The 20528-nt window shown below is 56.3% G+C and carries 21 protein-coding genes; 11 read left to right on the top strand and 10 right to left on the bottom strand.

The annotated features are described in order from the left end of the window. Positions 1-25: 25 nt before the first annotated feature. A complete protein-coding gene (gene argS / locus L370_RS02080) occupies positions 26-1759 on the bottom strand; it encodes an arginine--tRNA ligase (protein WP_023336118.1) in 1734 nt (577 codons plus the stop codon). A 239-nt stretch (positions 1760-1998) separates the two neighbouring features. Between argS and L370_RS02085 the strand changes: the two genes are divergently transcribed. Together L370_RS02085 and cutC are read left to right on the top strand one after the other, a co-directional pair. After that, positions 1999-2559: a VOC family protein gene (locus L370_RS02085; protein ID WP_023336117.1), complete on the top strand. Its 561-nt coding sequence runs from the start codon at positions 1999-2001 to the stop codon at positions 2557-2559. Positions 2560-2638: 79 nt separating this feature from the next. After that, complete coding sequence (cutC, locus tag L370_RS02090; protein WP_023336116.1) at positions 2639-3382, top strand: copper homeostasis protein CutC; 744 nt, start codon at positions 2639-2641, stop codon at positions 3380-3382. Positions 3383-3557: 175 nt separating this feature from the next. Here cutC and cmoB read toward each other — a convergent pair whose 3' ends face one another. The 5 genes from cmoB to L370_RS02115 are packed head-to-tail and all read right to left on the bottom strand — an operon-like array spanning position 3558 to position 7138. Next, positions 3558-4529: a tRNA 5-methoxyuridine(34)/uridine 5-oxyacetic acid(34) synthase CmoB gene (cmoB, locus tag L370_RS02095; protein WP_023336115.1), complete on the bottom strand. Its 972-nt coding sequence runs from the start codon at positions 4527-4529 to the stop codon at positions 3558-3560. After that, positions 4526-5269, bottom strand: a complete 744-nt coding sequence (gene cmoA / locus L370_RS02100; RefSeq protein WP_023336114.1) for a carboxy-S-adenosyl-L-methionine synthase CmoA — start codon at positions 5267-5269, stop codon at positions 4526-4528. Before cmoA ends, cmoB begins: the two co-directional genes overlap by 4 nt. 40 nt (positions 5270-5309) lie before the next feature. Further along, complete coding sequence (locus L370_RS02105) at positions 5310-5705, bottom strand: MAPEG family protein (RefSeq protein WP_021240443.1); 396 nt, start codon at positions 5703-5705, stop codon at positions 5310-5312. A gap of 51 nt (positions 5706-5756) precedes the next feature. Further along, positions 5757-6575, bottom strand: coding sequence for a DUF72 domain-containing protein (locus L370_RS02110; RefSeq protein WP_023336113.1), 819 nt, complete (start codon positions 6573-6575; stop codon positions 5757-5759). Then, positions 6572-7138 carry a hydrolase gene (locus tag L370_RS02115; RefSeq protein ID WP_023336112.1) on the bottom strand — a complete coding sequence of 189 codons (567 nt, stop codon included), beginning with the start codon at positions 7136-7138 and terminating at the stop codon, positions 6572-6574. Before L370_RS02115 ends, L370_RS02110 begins: the two co-directional genes overlap by 4 nt. Positions 7139-7401: 263 nt before the next feature. Here L370_RS02115 and aspS point away from each other — a divergent pair, with 263 nt between their 5' ends. From aspS to ruvB, 6 genes are all read left to right on the top strand, one after another. After that, the gene (aspS, locus tag L370_RS02120; protein WP_023336111.1) at positions 7402-9174 is read left to right on the top strand and encodes an aspartate--tRNA ligase; all 1773 of its coding nucleotides are present in this window, start codon (positions 7402-7404) and stop codon (positions 9172-9174) included. Between the two features lies 1 nt (position 9175). After that, positions 9176-9619: a dihydroneopterin triphosphate diphosphatase gene (nudB, locus tag L370_RS02125; RefSeq protein WP_023336110.1), complete on the top strand. Its 444-nt coding sequence runs from the start codon at positions 9176-9178 to the stop codon at positions 9617-9619. 27 nt (positions 9620-9646) lie between these two features. Continuing rightward, entirely contained in the window at positions 9647-10387 is a 741-nt protein-coding gene (locus tag L370_RS02130) for a YebC/PmpR family DNA-binding transcriptional regulator (RefSeq protein WP_008500447.1), read from the top strand. Between the two features lie 34 nt (positions 10388-10421). Further along, positions 10422-10943, top strand: a complete 522-nt coding sequence (gene ruvC, locus L370_RS02135; protein WP_003859749.1) for a crossover junction endodeoxyribonuclease RuvC — start codon at positions 10422-10424, stop codon at positions 10941-10943. Between the two features lie 80 nt (positions 10944-11023). Then, positions 11024-11638 (top strand): Holliday junction branch migration protein RuvA, encoded by a 615-nt coding sequence (ruvA, locus tag L370_RS02140; RefSeq protein WP_023336109.1) that lies wholly within the window; start codon positions 11024-11026, stop codon positions 11636-11638. A gap of 8 nt (positions 11639-11646) precedes the next feature. After that, positions 11647-12657 carry a Holliday junction branch migration DNA helicase RuvB gene (gene ruvB, locus L370_RS02145; protein ID WP_023336108.1) on the top strand — a complete coding sequence of 337 codons (1011 nt, stop codon included), beginning with the start codon at positions 11647-11649 and terminating at the stop codon, positions 12655-12657. A gap of 70 nt (positions 12658-12727) precedes the next feature. Here ruvB and znuB read toward each other — a convergent pair whose 3' ends face one another. Both znuB and znuC read right to left on the bottom strand, forming a co-directional pair. Further along, positions 12728-13513, bottom strand: a complete 786-nt coding sequence (znuB, locus tag L370_RS02150; protein WP_023336107.1) for a zinc ABC transporter permease subunit ZnuB — start codon at positions 13511-13513, stop codon at positions 12728-12730. Beyond that, positions 13510-14265, bottom strand: a complete 756-nt coding sequence (gene znuC / locus L370_RS02155; RefSeq protein ID WP_023336106.1) for a zinc ABC transporter ATP-binding protein ZnuC — start codon at positions 14263-14265, stop codon at positions 13510-13512. The genes znuB and znuC overlap by 4 nt, the downstream gene beginning before the upstream one ends. Before the next feature lie 77 nt (positions 14266-14342). Between znuC and znuA the strand changes: the two genes are divergently transcribed. From znuA to lpxM, 3 genes are all read left to right on the top strand, one after another. Continuing rightward, the gene (znuA, locus tag L370_RS02160; RefSeq protein ID WP_032666740.1) at positions 14343-15287 is read left to right on the top strand and encodes a zinc ABC transporter substrate-binding protein ZnuA; all 945 of its coding nucleotides are present in this window, start codon (positions 14343-14345) and stop codon (positions 15285-15287) included. 15 nt (positions 15288-15302) lie between these two features. Next, the gene (mepM, locus tag L370_RS02165) at positions 15303-16622 is read left to right on the top strand and encodes a murein DD-endopeptidase MepM (protein WP_023336104.1); all 1320 of its coding nucleotides are present in this window, start codon (positions 15303-15305) and stop codon (positions 16620-16622) included. A gap of 121 nt (positions 16623-16743) precedes the next feature. Continuing rightward, complete coding sequence (gene lpxM, locus L370_RS02170; RefSeq protein ID WP_023336103.1) at positions 16744-17715, top strand: lauroyl-Kdo(2)-lipid IV(A) myristoyltransferase; 972 nt, start codon at positions 16744-16746, stop codon at positions 17713-17715. Positions 17716-17760: 45 nt separating this feature from the next. On the opposite strand, the gene pyk is transcribed toward lpxM, so the two are convergent. Together pyk and L370_RS02180 are read right to left on the bottom strand one after the other, a co-directional pair. Beyond that, positions 17761-19203, bottom strand: a complete 1443-nt coding sequence (gene pyk, locus L370_RS02175; RefSeq protein WP_008500455.1) for a pyruvate kinase — start codon at positions 19201-19203, stop codon at positions 17761-17763. A 140-nt stretch (positions 19204-19343) separates the two neighbouring features. Then, positions 19344-20213: a MurR/RpiR family transcriptional regulator gene (locus tag L370_RS02180; RefSeq protein WP_023336102.1), complete on the bottom strand. Its 870-nt coding sequence runs from the start codon at positions 20211-20213 to the stop codon at positions 19344-19346. Between the last annotated feature and the right edge of the window lie 315 nt (positions 20214-20528).

The raw sequence follows: 20528 nt of genomic DNA, 5'->3' as shown, positions 1-20528 counted from the left end.
ACCCGGCGATTGCCGGGTTTTTGTATTACATACGTTCTGCGGTTTCGATACCCAGGGTATCCAGACCCAGCTTCAGGGTCTTCGCCGTAAGCTGGGCCAGCTTCAGGCGGCTGTTGCGGACCGATTCATTTTCCGCAGACAGAATAGGGCAGTGCTCGTAGAAGCCAGAGAACAGACCCGCCAGATCGTACAGGTAAGCACACATCACGTGCGGCGTACCGTCACGCGCGACAACCGTCAGCGTCTCTTCAAACTGCAGCAGGCGCGCCGCCAGCTGCGCTTCGCGATCTTCCGTGATGGTCACTGTCGCATTCGCCAGTACGCTTTCATCAATGTTCGCCTTACGGAACACCGAGAGCACGCGGGTGTAGGCATACTGCATATATGGCGCGGTGTTGCCTTCAAACGCCAGCATGTTATCCCAGTCGAAGATATAGTCGGTGGTACGGTTCTTGGAGAGATCCGCGTATTTCACCGCACCGATACCCACGGCGTTGGCCAGTTTTTCCAGCTCGTCGGCCGGCATGTCCGGGTTCTTCTCGGCCACCAGGCGGCGGGCGCGTTCCAGCGCTTCGTCCAGCAGGTCGGACAGCTTCACGGTACCGCCAGCACGGGTTTTGAACGGCTTACCGTCTTTACCCAGCATCATGCCGAACATGTGGTGTTCCAGCGGAACGCAATCCGGCACGTAACCGGCTTTACGCACGATGGTCCACGCCTGCATCAGGTGCTGGTGCTGACGGGAGTCGATGTAGTACAGCACGCGGTCGGCGTGCAGCGTCTCGTAACGGTATTTCGCACAGGCGATATCGGTGGTGGTGTAGAGGTAGCCGCCATCCTTTTTCTGGATAATCACGCCCATCGGTTCACCTTCCTTGTTTTTGTACTCATCAAGGAACACAACCGTTGCGCCTTCGCTCTCAACCGCCAGGTTTTTGGCTTTCAGGTCGGCCACAATGCCCGGCAGCATTGGGTTATAGAGGCTTTCACCCATTACGTCGTCACGGGTCAGGGTGACGTTCAGGCGGTTATAGGTAAGCTGGTTCTGAGACATGGTGATGTCAACCAGCTTGCGCCACATCTCGAGGAAGTATTTGTCGCCGCCCTGCAGTTTTACCACATAGCTGCGCGCGCGCTCGGCAAAGGCTTCGTCTTCGTCGTAGTGCTTTTTGGCTTCGCGGTAGAACCCTTCCAGGTCCGCCAGCGCCATTTCACCCGCGTTTTCCTGCTGCTGTTTTTCCAGGTAGGCAATCAGCATGCCGAACTGCGTACCCCAGTCGCCCACGTGGTTCGCCCGAATCACCTTGTGACCGAGGAACTCGAGCGTGCGCACTGCGGCATCACCGATGATGGTGGAGCGCAGGTGGCCAACGTGCATCTCTTTCGCCACGTTCGGGGCAGAATAGTCGATCACGACGGTCTGCGCCTCCGGCTGGGAAACACCCAGACGGTCAGACTTCAGCGCCGCGTCAACGTGGCTTGCCAGGAATGCAGGCTCAAGGAAGATATTGATAAAGCCCGGACCGGCGATTTCGGTTTTGCTGGCAATGCCGGAAAGATCCAGATGCGTCAGTACCTGCTCAGCGAGCTGTCGCGGCGGCATGCCCAGTTTTTTAGCCACTGCCATCACGCCATTAGCCTGATAGTCGCCAAACTGTACTTTTGCTGACTGACGAACCTGCGGTTCGCAATCCGCAGGCGCGCCTGCGGCAATCAGTGCCTGACTGACTTTTTCGGAGAGAAGAGCCTGAATATTCACCTGGATACCTTACGTTTTTGATGCGGGCCTACAACCGCCCGCGCCAGTTAAAGAATTTAGGGCGGGAGTATACTGCAAATGCCTTCTGGCGTCAGCATCGCGGGGCCCGAAGATTGCTCAGAATCCAGGCGGTGAAAGTGTGCATAATCATGCAGTCACAAAAAGCCGGATTCTGCGGTTGGTCAAAACAGGGCAACAGAGTAAATTAGCGGCTTTGCGACATGAAAAGAGAGTGACTTATGGCGAACTGGCTATCCATTGACGAACTGCATGATATTTCCGCAGATTTACCGCGCTTCACCCAGGCGTTCACAGAACTTGCCACCCGTCTCGGTCTGGATATCGCACCGCTTGAGGCCGATCACATCTCTTTGCGCTGTCATCAGAATGCCACCGCCGAGCGCTGGCGTCACGGGTTTGAACAGTGCGGTGAGTTGCTCTCCGAGAACATCATTAATGGTCGCCCCATTTGCCTGTTTAAACTGCATGAACCGGTGAACGTGGCGCACTGGCAGTTCACCGTGGTTGAACTGCCGTGGCCGGGCGAGAAACGCTATCCGCACGAAGGCTGGGAACATATCGAAATTGTCCTGCCGGGCGATCCGGAAACACTCAACGCGCGCGCGCTGGCCCTGCTTTCTGACGAAGGCTTGAGCAAGCCGGGAATTTTTGTGAAGACAAGTTCACCCAAAGGCGAGCGCGAGCGGTTACCTAACCCGACGCTGGCCGTCACCGACGGACAGGTTACGGTGAAGTTTCATCCGTGGACCATTGAGCAAATCGTTGCCAGTGAAGCGTAAGAAGTTGTGAGTTCACGCCGGGACTGAAAAGGGACGGGATGTCATGATGGTTCGTTTAGTGGGATTTCAGGAGGATTAAATGGCGCTGCTGGAGATTTGTTGTTACAGCGTGGAGTGTGCCGTAACCGCGCAAAAGCACGGGGCTGACCGCATTGAACTGTGCGCGGCACCCAAAGAGGGCGGGCTGACGCCGTCTTACGGCGTGTTGAGGTCTGCCCGCCAGGCCGTCGCCATTCCCGTTCACCCGATTATTCGTCCGCGCGGCGGTGATTTTTGTTACACGGCGGGCGAGTTCAGTGCCATGCTTGATGATATCGCACTCGTTCGGGACCTGGGGTTTCCGGGGCTGGTGACCGGCCTGCTGAATGAAGACGGCAACATCGATATACCGCGCATGCGTCAGATTATGAGCGCCGCGCAGGGGCTGGCCGTCACTTTTCATCGCGCATTTGATATGTGTAAAGATCCGCTTCAGGCCTTTGAAACGCTTGGAGAACTTGGCGTGGCGCGCATCCTGACATCGGGTCAGCAGGCGTCAGCGGAAAAAGGACTGCAATTAATTACGGAACTAAAAGCACATTCCGGTGTTCCAATAATAATGGCGGGTGCGGGAGTCCGCGCCGGCAATCTGGAACGGTTTTTAAACGCCGGGGTAGAAGAGCTGCACAGCTCCGCGGGTAAATGGATACCTTCGCCCATGCGTTATCGCAATACAGGGTTGTCAATGTCGACGGACGCTGAAGCGGATGAGTATTCACGCTACGGCGTAGAGGGAGAGTCGGTTGCGGAAATGAAGTCGCTGATTGAGCGCCATCACGTGTAGCAACGTACCGATTTTTACCGCGCATCATGTCGCCCAATATGATGCTTGCTTGTACCAGGCCCCTGCAATTTCAACAGGGGCCTTTTTTTCTCCTGCGCCCGGTGGCGCTTCGCTTACCGGGCCTACAAAATCGGGAGTAGGCCGGGTAAGGCGTAGCCGCCACCCGGCTAAAGGGCTACGGCTTGGTCGCAATCAACACCGCACGCATCGGGGCCGGATAGCCTTCGATGGTTTTGCTGTGGTCGGCCGGGTCGAGGAACTGCTCCAGTGATTCGGTGATCATCCAGTCGGTGCGGCGCTGTTCTTCAATAGACGTCACGCTGACGTCGGCAATCCGCACATCCACAAACCCGCACTTCTCCAGCCAGTTTTTCAGCGCCAGCGCGGAAGGGATGAAGTATACGTTGCGCATCTGCGCGTAGCGATCGCCAGGCACCAGAACGGCATGTTCATCGCCTTCAATCACCAGCGTTTCCAGCACCAGCTCGCCGCCGCTGACCAGCTGATCCTTCAATTGCCACAGGTGTTCAAGCGGGGAACGGCGGTGATACAGCACGCCCATGGAGAAGACGGTATCAAACGCTTTCAGGGCAGGGAGTTGCTCAATGCCCAGCGGCAGCAGGTGCGCGCGCTGGTCATTGCCCAGCAGCTTGCGCACCGCTTCAAACTGGCACAGGAACAGCTGCATCGGGTCAATACCGACCGCCAGATGCGCGCCCGCGCCAATCATGCGCCACATGTGGTAACCGCTGCCGCAGCCCACGTCCAGAATGGTACGCCCGGTCAGATCGGAAAGGTGGGGCAGAACGCGATCCCATTTCCAGTCAGAGCGCCATTCGGTATTGATGTTCACGCCGTAAAGTGAAAACGGCCCTTTGCGCCACGGCATCAGGTTCCGCATCAGCGTTTCGATGCGGTTGATCTGCCCGGCCGGAAGCGGCTCTTCGCTCTCGGCGGTTACGCTGTGGAGCAGGTCGAGGCGATACGGGGTCAGTTCCGGCAAAAATTCCACCGCATTTGACCACTGCTTTAACAGGCCGTGCTGCTGGTCGCGCTGCCAGGCGGCAATCTGCGCGGGCAAGGTTTCCAGCCAGTGGGAAAGCTGGTTTTTGGCAATAAGCTGATAGAAGTTACTGAATTCGATCATGCGGATTCTCCCGCTTTCAGCGCCACCAGAGAGCCAAAGTTAAAGCACTGGAACCACAGTTCGCTGTGCTCAAACCCGGCTTTGCTCAGACGCGCTTTGTGGGTTTCTACGGAATCCGTCAGCATCACGTTTTCAAGCATGCTGCGCTTCTGGCTGATCTCCAGTTCGCTGTAGCCGTTTGCCCGTTTGAAATCGTGGTGCATGTTGAACAGCAGTTCGCCAACCTCGGCATCTTCGAAGCTGAATTTCTCTGAGAGCACCAGCGCGCCGCCAGGGTTCAGCCCTTTATAAATTTTGTCCAGCAGCAGCTGGCGGTCTTCAGGCACCAGGAACTGAAGAGTGAAATTCAGCACCACCATCGAGGCGTTATTGATCTCAATATTGCGGATATCACCTTCCACCACGTCCACCGGGACAGGGGCTTTATACGCATCAATATGGCGACGGCAGCGTTCAACCATGGCCGGGGAGTTATCGACGGCAATGATCCGGCAGCCTTCGTGGTGAACGTTACGACGAACCGACAGCGTTGCCGCGCCGAGCGAGCAGCCCAGGTCATAGACCTGCGTGCCGGGTTGAACGAAGCGCTCAGCCAGCATGCCGATCATAGAGATAATATTGGAATAACCGGGAACAGAGCGCTGGATCATATCCGGGAAGACTTCGGCTACCCGTTCATCGAAGGTCCAGTCGCCCAGGCTGGCGATAGGCGCGGAAAAAAGCGTGTCGCGATCTGACATAACGTAAAAATCCGGGAAAAATAAAGTGGCGTATTGTGCGCTAATGGAGGGAGAAAACCAACTCCCACGGCATATACCACAGGTTAGCCAGCACCATCAGCAAAAGCGAACACCAGGTCGCACTCATGCCGGAACGACGCCAACGGATTAAGCGGTGGTGAAAACCGTAATAGTGCATCAGGCGGCCAGCAATAAGAAGCAGGCCACAGATGTGCACCATCCAGGTTTCTGCGCCATTCATCTCCATAAAAAGCAGCAGGATTAAGGCTGCGGGGATGTATTCGACCGCGTTGCCATGAATGCGGATAGCGCTTTGTAGCTCTGAAAATCCGCCGTCACCGTAAGAGACACGGTACAGCGTTCTCAGGCGCACAACATCAAAAGAAAACTTAATCAGCAGTAATGCACCTAACACCGCATACAGCGCGCTGACCATACAAACTCCCTGTTTTTGGCAGATGGCACTTCACTATGATAGGGGGTGATATCAGAAAAGAGAAGATTGTTGTGGGATAGCAGGGGCGCTGCCCACGGACGGCACCGCAGCCTGCAAGGCCTGCCACAGAGCATCGACCAGTTCGGGCGCCTGAGCGATATCCGGCGTGTGCAAAAAGAGGTACGGCGTGGTGGTATGTTCCCACTTCGGCAATGTTTGCAGCCAGACGGCGAACATTGCCTGATTTTGCTGCATGTTATCGCTGCCGATAAACCTGACCATCGGGTTTTGCGCGGTCACGATGGCGTGAACCGGCACTTTCGGTTTTTTTCGCTGCGCGTCGACGATGGCTTCGCTATGGGGGATAGCGCTGTGCACCGGGCGGCTGTCGAGGATCACCCGGTTAACGGAACGCTCAAGCAGGCCGCGGTTGAGCGCTTTTTCTGCTTCGCCTTTCGCAAAGAAGTCCTGGTGTCTTACTTCTACGCCGTAGGTGAATTCACGGGGCAGGGCATCCAGGAATTGCCAGAGCGCAGGCAAATCGCGCGGGCCAAACGTGGCGGGTAGCTGGATCCAGTACTGACCGATGCGGTTCGCCAGCGGCGACATGCGCGCGAAAAATTCTTCGGTCAAATCGCCGCAGTTGCGCAGCGCGGCCTGGTGCGAAATGGTGGCCGGAAACTTGAAGCAGAAGCGGAAGTCGTCGGTCGTTTGTTCCCGCCAGCGCGCAACAATCTCGGCTTTGGGGAGCGCATACAGGGTGGTGTTGCCCTCGACGCAGTTAAAGTGCCGGGCATACTCCTCAAGGCTGGTGATGCCAAGGCGCACCCATTTTGGGTGCGACCACTGGGGCAGGCCGACATACATCATAGCGCGCTGATAATCTCATCCGTGCTGCGCACGCGGCCGATGCGCGGGAAGATATGGGTCATGCTGCCCTGATGCTGTTCCGCGGAGGCTGCGCTGCAGGCATCTTCGGCGATCACCAGATTAAAGCCCAGCTCCCACGCGTTGCGGGCGGTAGACTCCACGCCGATATTGGTGGAAATGCCGCACAGAATAATGGTGTCGATGCCGCGACGGCGGAGCTGCAGCTCGAGATCGGTGCCGTAGAAAGCGCCCCACTGACGTTTGGTCACTTCAATATCGCTGTCGCGTTTGCCGAGTGAGACCGGGTACGTCCACCAGTTTTCCGGCAGGGCGCGTGCAGGAGCCTGGGCGTCAACGGGCTGCTTCAACGCTTCGGCGTAATCTGCGGACCAGCCCACGCGCACCATGACAACAGGCGCACCGCTGGCACGACATGTTTCCGCCAGGCGAGCGGCGCGGCTGACCACATCATCCGCGGTATGCGGGCCACCGGCGAAGGGCAGAATGCCTTCCTGTAAATCAATCACGACAAGTGCGGTTTTACTGGCATCAAGTGTTAACATCGTTACTCCCGTTAAATGAATCACTTCCAGACACCATACGACGTGATGGCCTGTTCCTGGGCGGATAATTTTGTTAATTTTTGTGAGAATGCGCAATAAGAGCGCAGCAAACGACCGCCTGGCCGTGGTTCGCTCTTATCGTCCGGCGGAATTTCCAGTATAATAGCCGCCTTTTTTCATCCAGTTGTGACATACAGAAAGCTGCGACATAGTAGCCTGCATACCAGGCGACATTTAGCCTGCGGCTAATTAAGGGATATCTCATGCGTACAGAATATTGCGGGCAGCTGCGTCAGTCCCACGTCGGGCAGCAGGTAACCCTGTGTGGTTGGGTCAATCGTCGTCGTGATCTTGGTAGCCTTATCTTCATTGATATGCGCGACCGCGAAGGTATCGTTCAGGTGTTCTTCGACCCGGATCGCGCAGATGCGTTGAAGCTGGCCTCTGAGCTGCGTAATGAGTTCTGCATTCAGGTTACCGGCACCGTGCGTGCGCGTGACGAGAAAAACGTCAACGCCGACATGGCGACGGGTGCCATCGAAGTGCTGGCGTCCGATCTGGTGATTATCAACCGTGCAGAAGCGCTGCCGCTGGACTCCAACCACGTCAACACTGAAGAAGCGCGTCTGAAATACCGCTACCTGGATCTGCGTCGCCCGGAAATGGCTCAGCGCCTGAAAACCCGTGCGAAAATCACCAGCCTGGTGCGTCGCTTTATGGATGACCACGGTTTCCTCGATATCGAAACCCCGATGCTGACCAAAGCCACGCCGGAAGGTGCGCGCGATTACCTGGTCCCATCCCGCGTTCATAAAGGTAAATTCTACGCGCTGCCGCAGTCTCCACAGCTCTTCAAACAGCTGCTGATGATGTCCGGCTTCGATCGCTACTATCAAATTGTAAAATGCTTCCGCGACGAAGACCTGCGCGCTGACCGCCAGCCAGAATTTACCCAGATCGATGTGGAAACCTCCTTCATGACCGCCGAGCAGGTGCGTGAAGTGATGGAAGCCCTGGTGCGTAGCCTGTGGAACGACGTGAAGGGCGTTGAGCTGGGCGATTTCCCCATCATGACCTTCGCTGAAGCCGAGCGTCGCTACGGCTCCGACAAACCAGACCTGCGTAACCCGATGGAGCTGGTGGACGTGGCAGACCTGGTGAAAGCCGTTGAGTTTGCCGTATTCTCTGGCCCGGCTAACGATCCTAAAGGCCGCGTAGCAGCGCTGCGTGTACCGGGCGGTGCGGCACTGAGCCGCAAGCAGATTGACGACTACGGCAACTTCATCAAGATCTACGGCGCGAAAGGTCTGGCCTATATTAAAGTGACCGAGCGTGCGAAAGGTCTGGAAGGCATTACCAGCCCGGTAGCGAAATTCCTGAACGCAGGCATCGTGGAAGCGATCCTTGAGCGCACCGGCGCGCAGGACGGCGACATGATCTTCTTCGGCGCAGACAACAAGAAAGTCGTGGCGGATGCGATGGGCGCGCTGCGTCTGAAGCTCGGCAAAGACCTGAACCTGACCGACGAGAACAAATGGGCGCCGCTGTGGGTTATCGACTTCCCAATGTTTGAAGACGACGGTGAAGGCGGTCTGACCGCAATGCACCACCCGTTCACCTCGCCGAAAGACATGACGGCAGCAGAGCTGAAAGCGGCGCCGGAAGACGCGGTCGCGAACGCTTACGATATGGTTATCAACGGCTACGAAGTGGGCGGCGGTTCCGTGCGTATTCACAGCGGTGAAATGCAGCAGACCGTGTTCGGTATCCTGGGCATCAACGAGCAGGAGCAGCGCGAGAAGTTCGGCTTCCTGCTGGACGCCCTGAAATACGGCACGCCGCCGCACGCGGGTCTGGCCTTCGGTCTTGACCGTCTGACCATGCTGCTGACCGGCACCGATAACATTCGTGATGTTATTGCCTTCCCGAAAACCACTGCCGCAGCGTGTCTGATGACCGAAGCGCCAAGCTTTGCCAACCCGGCCTCTCTGGCCGAGCTGGGCATTGAAGTGGTGAAGAAGGAAGAGAAAAACTGATATGGCATATAAGCTTCCCGTTTCGGTCCTGGTGGTCATTTATGCAGAAGACACGAAGCGGGTGCTGATGTTGCAGCGGCGCGATGATCCTGATTTCTGGCAGTCGGTAACAGGCAGTCTGGAAGAGGGGGAAACCGCGCCGCAGGCCGCCGCGCGCGAAGTAAAGGAAGAGGTCGCCATTGACGTTGCCCGCGAGCAACTGACCCTGAAGGACTGTCAGCGCACGGTGGAGTTTGAAATTTTTAGCCATTTACGTCATCGCTACGCGCCGGGTACCGAGCGCAATACGGAGTCGTGGTTCTGTCTCGCGCTCCCCCATGAACGGGAGATCGTGTTTACCGAACACCTGACCTACCGCTGGGTGAATGCGGCGGACGCCGCCGCACTGACCAAGTCGTGGAGCAACCGGCAGGCGATTGAAGAATTTGTAATTAACGCAGCCTGAGAAGGCGCGATTTTTGGAGAACTTTTTATGGCAGGTCATAGTAAGTGGGCCAACACCAAACACCGCAAAGCGGCACAGGATGCCAAGCGCGGTAAGATCTTTACCAAAATCATTCGCGAGCTGGTGACGGCAGCGCGTCTGGGCGGCGGCGACCCGGCTTCTAACCCGCGTCTGCGCGCGGCGGTGGATAAAGCGCTGTCTAACAACATGACGCGTGACACCCTGAACCGTGCAATCGCACGCGGCGTGGGCGGTGATGAAGACGCGAACATGGAAACCATCATTTATGAAGGTTACGGCCCTGGCGGTACTGCGGTGATGGTTGAGTGTCTGTCTGACAACCGTAACCGTACCGTTGCGGAAGTGCGCCACGCGTTCACCAAAACCGGTGGCAACCTGGGCACTGACGGTTCCGTTGCTTACCTGTTCAGCAAAAAAGGCGTCATCTCCTTCGAGAAAGGCGACGAAGATGCGATCATGGAAGCGGCGCTGGAAGCCGGTGCGGAAGACGTTGTGACCTTCGATGACGGTGCTATCGACGTTTACACCGCGTGGGAAGAGATGGGTGCCGTGCGCGACGCGCTGGAAGCGGCTGGCCTGAAAGCGGACAACGCTGAAGTGTCCATGATCCCGTCCACCAAAGCGGACATGGATGCGGAAACGGCACCAAAACTGCTGCGTCTGATCGACATGCTCGAAGACTGCGACGACGTGCAGGAAGTGTATCACAACGGTGAAATCTCTGATGAGGTTGCAGCGACTCTCTAATGAGAGCGTATAAATCCGTTACGGGAGACGCGTGATGTCGATTATTCTCGGGATTGACCCAGGCTCACGCGTCACCGGTTATGGCGTTATCCGTCAGGTGGGACGCCAGCTAACCTACCTGGGCAGCGGCTGTATTCGCACCAAAGTTGACGATCTGCCGTCGCGCCTGAAGCTCATTTATGCGGGCGTGTCGGAAATCATCACCCAGTTTCAGCCTGACTATTTCGCCATCGAGCAGGTCTTTATGGCGAAAAACGCCGATTCAGCGCTAAAGCTCGGGCAGGCGCGCGGCGTTGCCATCGTTGCTGCCGTGAACCAGGATTTGCCGGTATTCGAATACGCGGCGCGTCAGGTCAAGCAGACGGTGGTGGGCATTGGTAGCGCGGAGAAAAGCCAGGTGCAGCATATGGTGCGTACCCTGCTGAAGCTTCCTGCGAACCCGCAGGCTGACGCCGCCGATGCGCTGGCAATTGCGATTACCCACTGTCACGTCAGCCAGAACGCGATGCAAATGAGCGAGTCGCGGCTTAATCTGGCGCGAGGCAGGTTACGATAATGAGAAATCAGGCTGGATAAACATCCAGCCTTTTTTTATTATGTCGGCAGTTAATTTCTCCCAGAACGCAGGAGCGTCACGTGATAGGCAGACTCAGAGGCATCATCATTGAAAAACAACCCCCGTTAGTGCTGCTGGAAGTGGGTGGCGTGGGCTACGAAATCCATATGCCGATGACCTGCTTCTACGAGCTGCCGGACGCGGGCAAAGAGGCGATTGTCTTTACTCAGTTTGTGGTGCGTGAAGATGCCCAGCTGCTGTACGGCTTCAATAATAAACAGGAACGCACCCTGTTCCGCGAGCTGATTAAAACCAACGGTGTCGGTCCGAAGCTGGCGCTGGCGATTTTATCCGGCATGTCAGCGCCACAGTTTGTGAATGCCGTTGAGCGCGAAGATCCTGCGGCGCTGATTAAGCTTCCGGGCATCGGCAAGAAAACCGCCGAGCGCCTGATTGTGGAGATGAAAGACCGCTTTAAAGGTCTGCATGGCGATCTGTTCACGCCGGCTGCCGATTTGGTACTGACCTCTCCTGGCGGCCCTGCGACGGATGATGACGCCGAGCAGGAAGCGGTTGCCGCGCTGGTGGCGCTGGGCTATAAACCTCAGGAGGCCAGCCGTATGGTGAGCAAAATTGCCAAACCGGACGCCAGCAGTGAAACCCTGATTCGTGAAGCGCTGCGCGCTGCATTGTGAGGTAAAGGATGATTGAAGCAGACCGCCTGGTTTCGGCAGGCACTATTCAGGCAGAAGACGTGGTGGATCGTGCGATCCGCCCTAAGCTGCTTGATGAGTATATCGGCCAGCCGCAGGTTCGTTCCCAGATGGAGATTTTCATCCAGGCGGCAAAGCTGCGCGGCGATGCGCTCGATCACCTGCTGATTTTTGGCCCTCCTGGTTTAGGGAAAACCACGCTGGCGAATATCGTCGCCAATGAAATGGGCGTCAACCTGCGCACCACCTCCGGCCCTGTGCTGGAGAAGGCGGGCGATCTCGCTGCGATGCTGACCAACCTCGAACCGCATGACGTGCTGTTTATCGATGAGATCCACCGCCTGTCACCGGTGGTGGAGGAAGTGCTCTATCCGGCGATGGAAGATTATCAGCTGGATATCATGATCGGTGAAGGTCCGGCCGCGCGCTCCATCAAAATCGATCTGCCGCCGTTTACCCTGATTGGCGCCACCACCCGCGCCGGGTCGTTGACCTCTCCGCTGCGCGACCGTTTTGGCATCGTGCAGCGTCTGGAGTTTTACCAGGTGGCGGACCTCCAGCACATCGTTGGGCGTAGCGCCCGCTATATGGGGCTGGAAATGAGCGAAGAGGGCGCGTTTGAAGTGGCGAAGCGTTCCCGCGGTACGCCGCGTATCGCCAACCGTCTGCTGCGCCGCGTGCGTGACTTTGCCGAAGTGAAGCACGATGGCTCGATTTCCGCCGAGATCGCTGCTCAGGCGCTGGATATGCTGAACGTCGATGCCGAAGGCTTTGACTATATGGACCGTAAACTGCTGCTGGCGGTGCTGGATAAGTTCTTTGGCGGCCCAGTCGGGCTGGATAACCTGGCGGCGGCAATCGGAGAAGAGCGGGAGACGATAGAAGATGTGCTGGAGCCGTATCTGATCCAGCAGGGCTTCCTGCAGCGCACCCCGCGTGGACGTATGGCAACGGTGCGGGCGTGGAATCATTTCGGCATTACGCCACCGGCAATGCCGTAAATCGTGCCGGATGACGGTTTCGGATGGTTTTGTAGCCCCGGTAAGCGAAGCGCCACCGGGGACATACCCGCTACTGTGCGGTCTTCTTCATCATACTGAAGATAAACATCACCGCTGCGCTCAGCACCACGGACGGCCCCGCAGGCGTGTCATAGAACGCCGAGAAGGTTAACCCCCCCGTTACCGCAACCATCCCGACGATAACCGCCACGCCAGCCATCTGCTCCGGCGTACGGGCAAAACGACGCGCCGTGGCGGCAGGGATGATCAGCAGCGATGTAATAATCAGCGCGCCGACAAACTTCATCGCGACACCAATCGTTAACGCCGTCACCAGCATCAGCAGCAGTTTTACGCGCTGCAGCTTCACGCCGTCGACAAACGCCAGATCGGGACTGACGGTCATGGCCAGTAAATTACGCCACTGCCAGAGCAGAATGGCGAGCACCACCACCACCCCAATGGCGATAGCGATGAGATCCTCCGGCGTCACGGCCAGCAGGTCACCGAAGAGGTAGGCCATCAGATCCACGCGGATGTTCGACATCAGGCTGACCACCACCAGGCCCAGAGAAAGGGCACTGTGCGCCATAATGCCAAGCAGCGTATCAATCGCGAGGTGAGGGCGCTTTTCCAGCCAGACCAGACCGGCGGCCAGCAGCAGCGTGACCACAATCACCGCGTAGAAGGGGTTTACATCCAGCAGCAGACCAAAGGCAACGCCCAGCAGAGACGCATGCGCCAGGGTATCGCCAAAATAGGACATTCTGCGCCAGACGACAAACGAGCCGAGCGGGCCCGCGGCGCAGGCAAGCATAATCCCGGCCAACCAGCCGGGCAGTAACAGTTCAATCATGAGTGTCCATTTCCCCGACGCAGTACGATTCGTCCCTGTAAATCATGGCGATGATTATGATGATGGCGGTAAATGCCCAGCTGTTCAGCGCCGCGTGGGCCGAACATGGAGATAAATTCCGGGTGCATTGACACCACTTCAGGCGTACCGGAGCAGCAGATGTGATGGTTGAGACACAGCACTTCGTCGGTTTTTGCCATCACCAGATGGAGATCGTGAGACACCATCAACACGGCGCAATCAAGCTCCCGGCGCAGCTGGTCGATCAAATCATAAAGCGCAACCTGACCATTCACGTCCACACCCTGAGTTGGCTCATCCAGAACCAGCAGCTGCGGGCTGCTCAGCAGCGCGCGGGCAAGTAACACTCGCTGCGTTTCACCGCCGGACAGTTTTTGCAGCGGCGCATCGACAAGATGGCCCGCCTGCACGCGTTTCAGCGCCGGGAGAATATCGGCCTTCCGCGTGCCGGGACGCAGACGCAGAAAACGGCTCACCGTTAGCGGCAGCGTGGCGTCGAGATGAAGTTTTTGCGGCACATAGCCAATACGCAATTTTTCCTCGCGCTTGATCACGCCTTCATCGGGTACGACCAGACCCAGCACCACGCGCACCAGGGTGGATTTGCCTGCGCCATTGGGGCCGAGCAGCGTCAGAATTTTGCCGGGCTTCAGATCGAGCGACACGTCAGAGAGGACGCGGCGCTGGCCGAATGAGACCGAAATATTTTCAAGAGAAACCAATGTCGTCATGTCATTTTAAGCTTGAAGAAGTCAACGAATGTTATAATATCACATTCCACGCATTCACTACGATGATTAGTCGCATTATGTTACATAAAAATACGCTTCTTTTCGCAGCATTATCCGCTGCCCTTTGGGGTACAACCGCACAAGATGTTAACGCTGCAGTTGTCGCTTCGCTTAAACCACTCGGATTCATCGCGTCGGCCATTGCCGACGGGGTAACGGAAACTCAGGTTCTGCTCCCTGATGGTGCATCCGAGCATGACTATTCCCTGCGCCCTTCAGATGTAAAACGCTTACAAAACGCGGACTTAGTCGTCTGGATTGGCCCGGAAATGGAAGCGTTCATGCAGAAGTCAGCAAAACAGGTTGCTGGCGAAAAACAGGTCGCGATTGCCGAACTCCCCGGCGTGAAACCGTTGCTCATGAAAGGGGCGGATGACGACGGCGACGAACACGATCATCATGCCGCAGACGGTGAAAAAGGTGATGGAGATCACCATCACGGCGAGTACAACATGCATCTTTGGTTATCCCCAGAGATAGCGCGGCTTTCAGCGGTTGCAATCCATGACAAATTAGTGGAACTTATGCCGCAAAGTCGAGCCAAACTAGACGCCAACCTGAAGGATTTTGAGGCACAATTAGCCGCAACCGATAAGCAGGTAGGTAATGAGCTCGCACCGTTGAAAGGTAAAGGGTATTTCGTTTTTCATGACGCCTACGGCTATTACGAAAAACATTACGGTTTGACCCCGCTGGGTCACTTCACCGTCAACCCTGAAATTCAGCCTGGTGCGCAGCGTTTACATGAAATCAGAACACAGTTGGTTGAGCAAAAAGCGACATGCGTTTTTGCTGAGCCACAGTTCAGGCCAGCGGTCGTAGAAGCCGTGGCCAGGGGAACGTCCGTGCGCATGGGAACCCTTGACCCGCTAGGTACGAATATCCAGTTGAGCAAAGTGAGCTATTCACAGTTCCTCAGCCAACTGGCGAATCAGTATGCGAGCTGCCTGAAAGGAGATTAACGAGGAAGTGAATACGTGCAACAGATAGCCCGCTCTGTCGCCCTGGCATTTAACAATCTGCCTCGACCCCACCGCGTTATGCTGGGGTCGCTTACAGTACTCACCTTAGCGGTCGCCGTCTGGCGGCCCTATGTTTACCACCCGAGTTCTGCCCCTATCATCAAAACCATTGAGCTCGAAAAGAGCGAAATCCGTTCTTTGCTGCCTGAAGCCAGTGAGCCTATCGACCAGGCGGCTCAGGAAGATGAAGCCATCCCGCAGGATGAACTGGACGATAAAACCGAGAACGAAGCAGGTATTCACGAATATGTTGTGTCTACCGGGGACACGCTGAGCAGCGTGCTGAACCAGTACGGCATCGACATGGGCAATATCACCCAGCTGGCGGCTGCGGATAAAGATCTTCGTAACCTGAAAATCGGACAACAGCTTTCCTGGACATTAACGGCGGATGGCGATCTCCAGCGTCTGACCTGGGAAATGTCCCGCCGCGAAACCCGTACCTACGATCGCACTGCAAACGGTTTCAAAATGACCAGTGAAATGCAGAAGGGCGACTGGGTTAACAGCGTTCTGAAAGGCACCGTGGGCGCGAGCTTTGTCTCCAGCGCGCGCGATGCAGGCTTGACCAGCGCTGAAATCAGCTCGGTGATCAAAGCCATGCAGTGGCAGATGGATTTTCGCAAGCTGAAGAAGGGCGATGAGTTCTCCGTCCTGATGTCCCGCGAAATGCTGGACGGCAAGCGCGAGCAAAGCCAGCTGCTGGGCGTACGTCTGCGCTCCGAGGGCAAAGATTACTACGCGATTCGTGCCGAAGACGGTAAGTTCTATGACCGCAGCGGTACGGGCCTTGCGAAAGGTTTCCTGCGCTTCCCGACGGCAAAACAGTTCCGCGTCTCCTCCAACTTTAACCCGCGTCGTCTGAACCCGGTAACCGGGCGCGTCGCGCCGCACCGTGGCGTTGACTTCGCCATGCCGCAGGGCACGCCGGTACTGGCGGTAGGAGATGGCGAAGTGGTGGTAGCCAAGCGTAGCGGTGCCGCCGGATATTATGTCGCGGTACGTCATGGTCGTACTTATACGACCCGCTATATGCACCTGCGTAAGCTGCTGGTCAAACCGGGCCAGAAGGTGAAGCGTGGTGACCGTATCGCGATCTCCGGCAATACCGGACGATCTACCGGCCCGCACCTGCACTATGAAGTGTGGATCAACCAGCAAGCAGTGAACCCGCTGACGGCGAAACTGCCGCGCACCGAAGGCCTGACAGGTAAAGATCGTACTGATTATCTGGCGCAGGTTAAAGAGGTGGTGCCGCAGCTGAGCCTAAACTAAGCTCTCTGTTTTTGTTAAAAAAGCCGGCGCACACTGACGCCGGCTTTTTCTTTTGTGCGTGGACGACTGCCTCGCTACACTATCTGCATAAAATTTTGCGTCATCAGACCCTGGATCCAGCATGGAAACCCAAAAAAACAATATTGAATACATTCCTGAGTTTGAAAAATCCTTCCGCCATCCGCGCAACTGGGGCGCCTGGCTTGGTGTTTATGCCTTTGCGGGGATGGCGATGCTGCCAGCTTCCGTCCGCGACCCTGTTCTGGGTAAGATTGGCCGCCTGGCCGGGCGTTTAGGCAAGAGCGCCCGCCGTCGCGCGCAGATCAACCTCTACTACTGTTTTCCTGAGAAAAGCGACGCCGAGCGCGAGGCAATCATTGATGATATGTATACCACCGCGCCGCAGGCAATGGCGATGATGGCGGAGCTGGCGCTGAAAGGGCCGGATAAAATCGTCGATCGCGTTGACTGGAAAGGGCTGGACATCATCGAGGAGATGCGCCGCAATGACGAGAAGGTCATTTTCCTCGTCCCCCACGGCTGGGGCGTTGATATTCCGGCGATGCTGATGGCGTCTCAGGGGCAGAAAATGGCGGCGATGTTCCATAACCAGGGAAATAAAATCTACGATTTTGTCTGGAACACGGTGCGTCGTCGTTTTGGCGGACGTTTGCATGCGCGTAACGATGGCATTAAGCCCTTCATTCAGTCGGTACGTCAGGGGTACTGGGGCTACTATCTGCCGGATCAGGACCACGGCCCGGAGCACAGCGAGTTTGTTGATTTCTTTGCGACCTATAAAGCGACGCTCCCCGCGATTGGTCGCCTGATGAAAGTCTGTCGTGCCCGCGTGATCCCGTTGTTCCCGGTCTATGACGGCAAAACGCATCGTCTGAGTATTGAGGTCCGTCCGCCGATGGACGATCTGCTCACCGCGGACGACCACACCATCGCGCGTCGAATGAACGAAGAGGTGGAGATACTGGTGGGGCCGCATGCCGAACAGTACACGTGGATTCTGAAGCTGCTAAAAACGCGCAAACCGGGTGAAACAGAGCCCTATAAACGCAAAGAGCTTTATCCGCGGAAATAAAAAAAGCCCTCTCCAGATGGAGAGGGCTTTTTAACACAGGCGTTATTACTCGACGGTCATAACGCGCGTGGTGTTGGTTGAGCCGATGGTGCTCATCACGTCACCCTGGGTCACAATGACGATATCACCGGACACCAGATAGCCTTTGTCGCGCAGCAGGTTAACGGCATCGTGTGCCGCAGCTACGCCGTCATTGGTGCTGTCGAAGTGAACCGGCGTCACGCCGCGGTACAGCGCCGTCAGGTTCAGGGTACGCTCGTGACGGGACATGGCGAAGATCGGCAGACCAGAGCTGATACGAGAGGTCATCAGCGCGGTGCGGCCAGATTCGGTCATGGTGATGATCGCGGTAACGCCCTTAAGATGGTTTGCCGCGTACATCGCAGACATCGCAATCGCTTCTTCCACGTTGTCAAACTGCACGTCCAGACGGTGTTTAGAGACGTTGATGCTTGGGATCTTTTCAGCGCCCAGGCAGACGCGCGCCATGGCGGCCACCGTTTCTGCCGGATACTGGCCTGCAGCGGTTTCCGCAGAGAGCATCACCGCATCGGTACCGTCCAGCACGGCGTTAGCCACGTCCATGACTTCCGCACGGGTTGGCATTGGGTTGGTGATCATGGATTCCATCATCTGAGTGGCGGTGATCACCGCGCGGTTCAGCTGACGTGCGCGACGAATCAGCGCTTTCTGGATACCTACCAGCTCAGGGTCGCCGATTTCCACGCCCAGGTCGCCACGCGCAACCATCACCACGTCTGACGCGAGGATCACATCGTCCATGGCATCCTGATCGCAAACGGCTTCCGCGCGTTCAACTTTAGCGACGATTTTAGCATCACAGCCTGCATCACGCGCCAGGCGACGCGCATAGTTCAGATCTTCGCCGCAGCGTGGGAAGGAGACGGCCAGGTAGTCAACGCCGATCAGCGCGGCAGTCACAATGTCCGCTTTGTCTTTGTCGGTAAGCGCTTCTGCAGAGAGACCGCCACCCAGTTTGTTAATGCCTTTATTGTTGGAGAGCGGGCCGCCGACGGTGACTTCGGTGAACACTTTCATGCCCTGAACTTCCAGCACCTTCAGCTGTACGCGACCGTCGTCGAGCAGGAGGATATCGCCAGGTACCACGTCAGCCGGCAGGCCTTTATAGTCGATACCGACTTTCTCTTTATCGCCTTCGCCTTTGCCCAGGTTGGCATCCAGCAGGAATTTGTCGCCGATGTTGAGGAAAACTTTACCCTCTTTAAAGGTCGATACGCGGATTTTTGGACCCTGCAAATCGCCGAGAATAGCCACGTGGCGGCCCAGTTTTGCTGCGATTTCACGCACTTTATCGGCACGTAATTTATGGTCTTCTGGCGTACCGTGAGAGAAGTTCATGCGCACCACGTTGGCACCAGCGGCGATAATTTTCTCAAGATTATTATCGCGATCGGTGGCCGGGCCTAAGGTGGTTACGATCTTGGTTCTGCGAAGCCTTCTGGACATGTAATACTCCGTTGACTGAAACAACTTTGGTGTTGCGTGAACATTGAATCGGTCTTCATCTGCTGCAAGGCAGCGGAGAGTGGACCGAATGCCGTAAATCGTTACATCGTAATTATTGGTTACGTCTTCGTTATCAACTATCAGGGAACATCGCTCTTTATAAGCAATTCTTTATCAAAACGCGATTCCTTCAGCGCTTCCTTGACCCGCTTCAAGTTATCCCGGAATTTTGCGCCCCGACGCAAGGTAAAACCGGTCGCCAGCACGTCAATCACGGTAAGCTGCGCCAGTCGGGAAACCATCGGCATATAAATGTCGGTGTCTTCCGGCACGTCGAGGGTGAGCGCCAGCGTTGCCTCACGCGCCAGCGGCGTACCTGCCGTGGTGAGGGCAATCACCATGGCATCGTTTTCACGGGCCAGCTGTGCCAGCTCGACCTGACTCTTGGTGCGGCCGGTGTGCGAAATCAGTACCACGACGTCATCTTCACTGCAATTCATACAGCTCATGCGTTGCAGCACAATGTCATCGGAATAAATAACCGGGACGTTAAAGCGGAAAAATTTGTTCATGGCGTCATGCGCCACGGCCGCCGACGACCCGAGACCAAAGAACGCAATCCGCTTGGCCTGGGTGAGTAAATCCACCGCGCGATTCACGGAACTCATGTCCAGAGACTGGCGGACGTGGTCGAGCGAAGCCATAGCCGATTCAAAAATTTTCGCGGTATAGGCATCAACGCTGTCGTCTTCATCCACATTACGATTAACATAAGGGGTGCCGTTAGCCAGACTTTGTGCCAGATGCAGTTTAAAATCAGGAAAGCCGCGCGTTTCCAGGCTGCGACAAAAGCGATTGACCGTCGGTTCGCTAACACCCGCTTCCTGCGCCAGAGCGGCGATGCTTGAATGAATCGCCTGAGCGGGGGAGGCGAGAATGACCTCGGCCACTTTTCGCTCGGATTTGCTAAGGTGTTCCAGTTGAAACTGGATTTTTTCCAGCATGTTCATGTTAACAGGACGCTCATGGGTGTAAACGATTTCATAAATTGATGAAATCGTGATTCGATTTAGCCGATATTACCCTTGTGGCTTCCATATAGGGTAATAATCGACAAGATAATGTTGTTGTTTTTTTTCATTACTTGATCGATGTCGGGTTTTGCCGTGACCCTGTTGCGCAAAGAAACAACGGTTGTTGCGTCATTAGGCCACCGTAATCCTCCAGAGGGGGAAAAATCGCGGTATCGCACGCGACGATAAGCGCTAATGGTTTCGGGAATGACGTAAAAGCAGTACAGTGCATTGTAATAAAATTACAACGAT

The organism is Enterobacter sp. MGH 24, assembly GCF_000493015.1.
Lineage (GTDB): Bacteria > Pseudomonadota > Gammaproteobacteria > Enterobacterales > Enterobacteriaceae > Enterobacter.
The sequence above is the reverse complement of the archived record's forward strand: the minus strand, read 5'-3'. Positions and strand labels throughout refer to the sequence as shown.

Coding starts and splice junctions, on each gene's coding strand:
- lpxM (WP_023336103.1), top strand. CDS start 16,744: ATGGAAACCCAAAAAAACAATATTGAATACATTCCTGAGTTTGAAAAA.
- L370_RS02180 (WP_023336102.1), bottom strand. CDS start 20,213: ATGAACATGCTGGAAAAAATCCAGTTTCAACTGGAACACCTTAGCAAA.
- L370_RS02085 (WP_023336117.1), top strand. CDS start 1,999: ATGGCGAACTGGCTATCCATTGACGAACTGCATGATATTTCCGCAGAT.
- cmoB (WP_023336115.1), bottom strand. CDS start 4,529: ATGATCGAATTCAGTAACTTCTATCAGCTTATTGCCAAAAACCAGCTT.
- znuC (WP_023336106.1), bottom strand. CDS start 14,265: ATGACGACATTGGTTTCTCTTGAAAATATTTCGGTCTCATTCGGCCAG.
- cmoA (WP_023336114.1), bottom strand. CDS start 5,269: ATGTCAGATCGCGACACGCTTTTTTCCGCGCCTATCGCCAGCCTGGGC.
- znuA (WP_032666740.1), top strand. CDS start 14,343: ATGTTACATAAAAATACGCTTCTTTTCGCAGCATTATCCGCTGCCCTT.
- nudB (WP_023336110.1), top strand. CDS start 9,176: ATGGCATATAAGCTTCCCGTTTCGGTCCTGGTGGTCATTTATGCAGAA.
- pyk (WP_008500455.1), bottom strand. CDS start 19,203: ATGTCCAGAAGGCTTCGCAGAACCAAGATCGTAACCACCTTAGGCCCG.
- cutC (WP_023336116.1), top strand. CDS start 2,639: ATGGCGCTGCTGGAGATTTGTTGTTACAGCGTGGAGTGTGCCGTAACC.
- L370_RS02110 (WP_023336113.1), bottom strand. CDS start 6,575: ATGATGTATGTCGGCCTGCCCCAGTGGTCGCACCCAAAATGGGTGCGC.
- L370_RS02105 (WP_021240443.1), bottom strand. CDS start 5,705: ATGGTCAGCGCGCTGTATGCGGTGTTAGGTGCATTACTGCTGATTAAG.
- aspS (WP_023336111.1), top strand. CDS start 7,402: ATGCGTACAGAATATTGCGGGCAGCTGCGTCAGTCCCACGTCGGGCAG.
- znuB (WP_023336107.1), bottom strand. CDS start 13,513: ATGATTGAACTGTTACTGCCCGGCTGGTTGGCCGGGATTATGCTTGCC.
- L370_RS02130 (WP_008500447.1), top strand. CDS start 9,647: ATGGCAGGTCATAGTAAGTGGGCCAACACCAAACACCGCAAAGCGGCA.
- ruvC (WP_003859749.1), top strand. CDS start 10,422: ATGTCGATTATTCTCGGGATTGACCCAGGCTCACGCGTCACCGGTTAT.
- L370_RS02115 (WP_023336112.1), bottom strand. CDS start 7,138: ATGTTAACACTTGATGCCAGTAAAACCGCACTTGTCGTGATTGATTTA.
- ruvB (WP_023336108.1), top strand. CDS start 11,647: ATGATTGAAGCAGACCGCCTGGTTTCGGCAGGCACTATTCAGGCAGAA.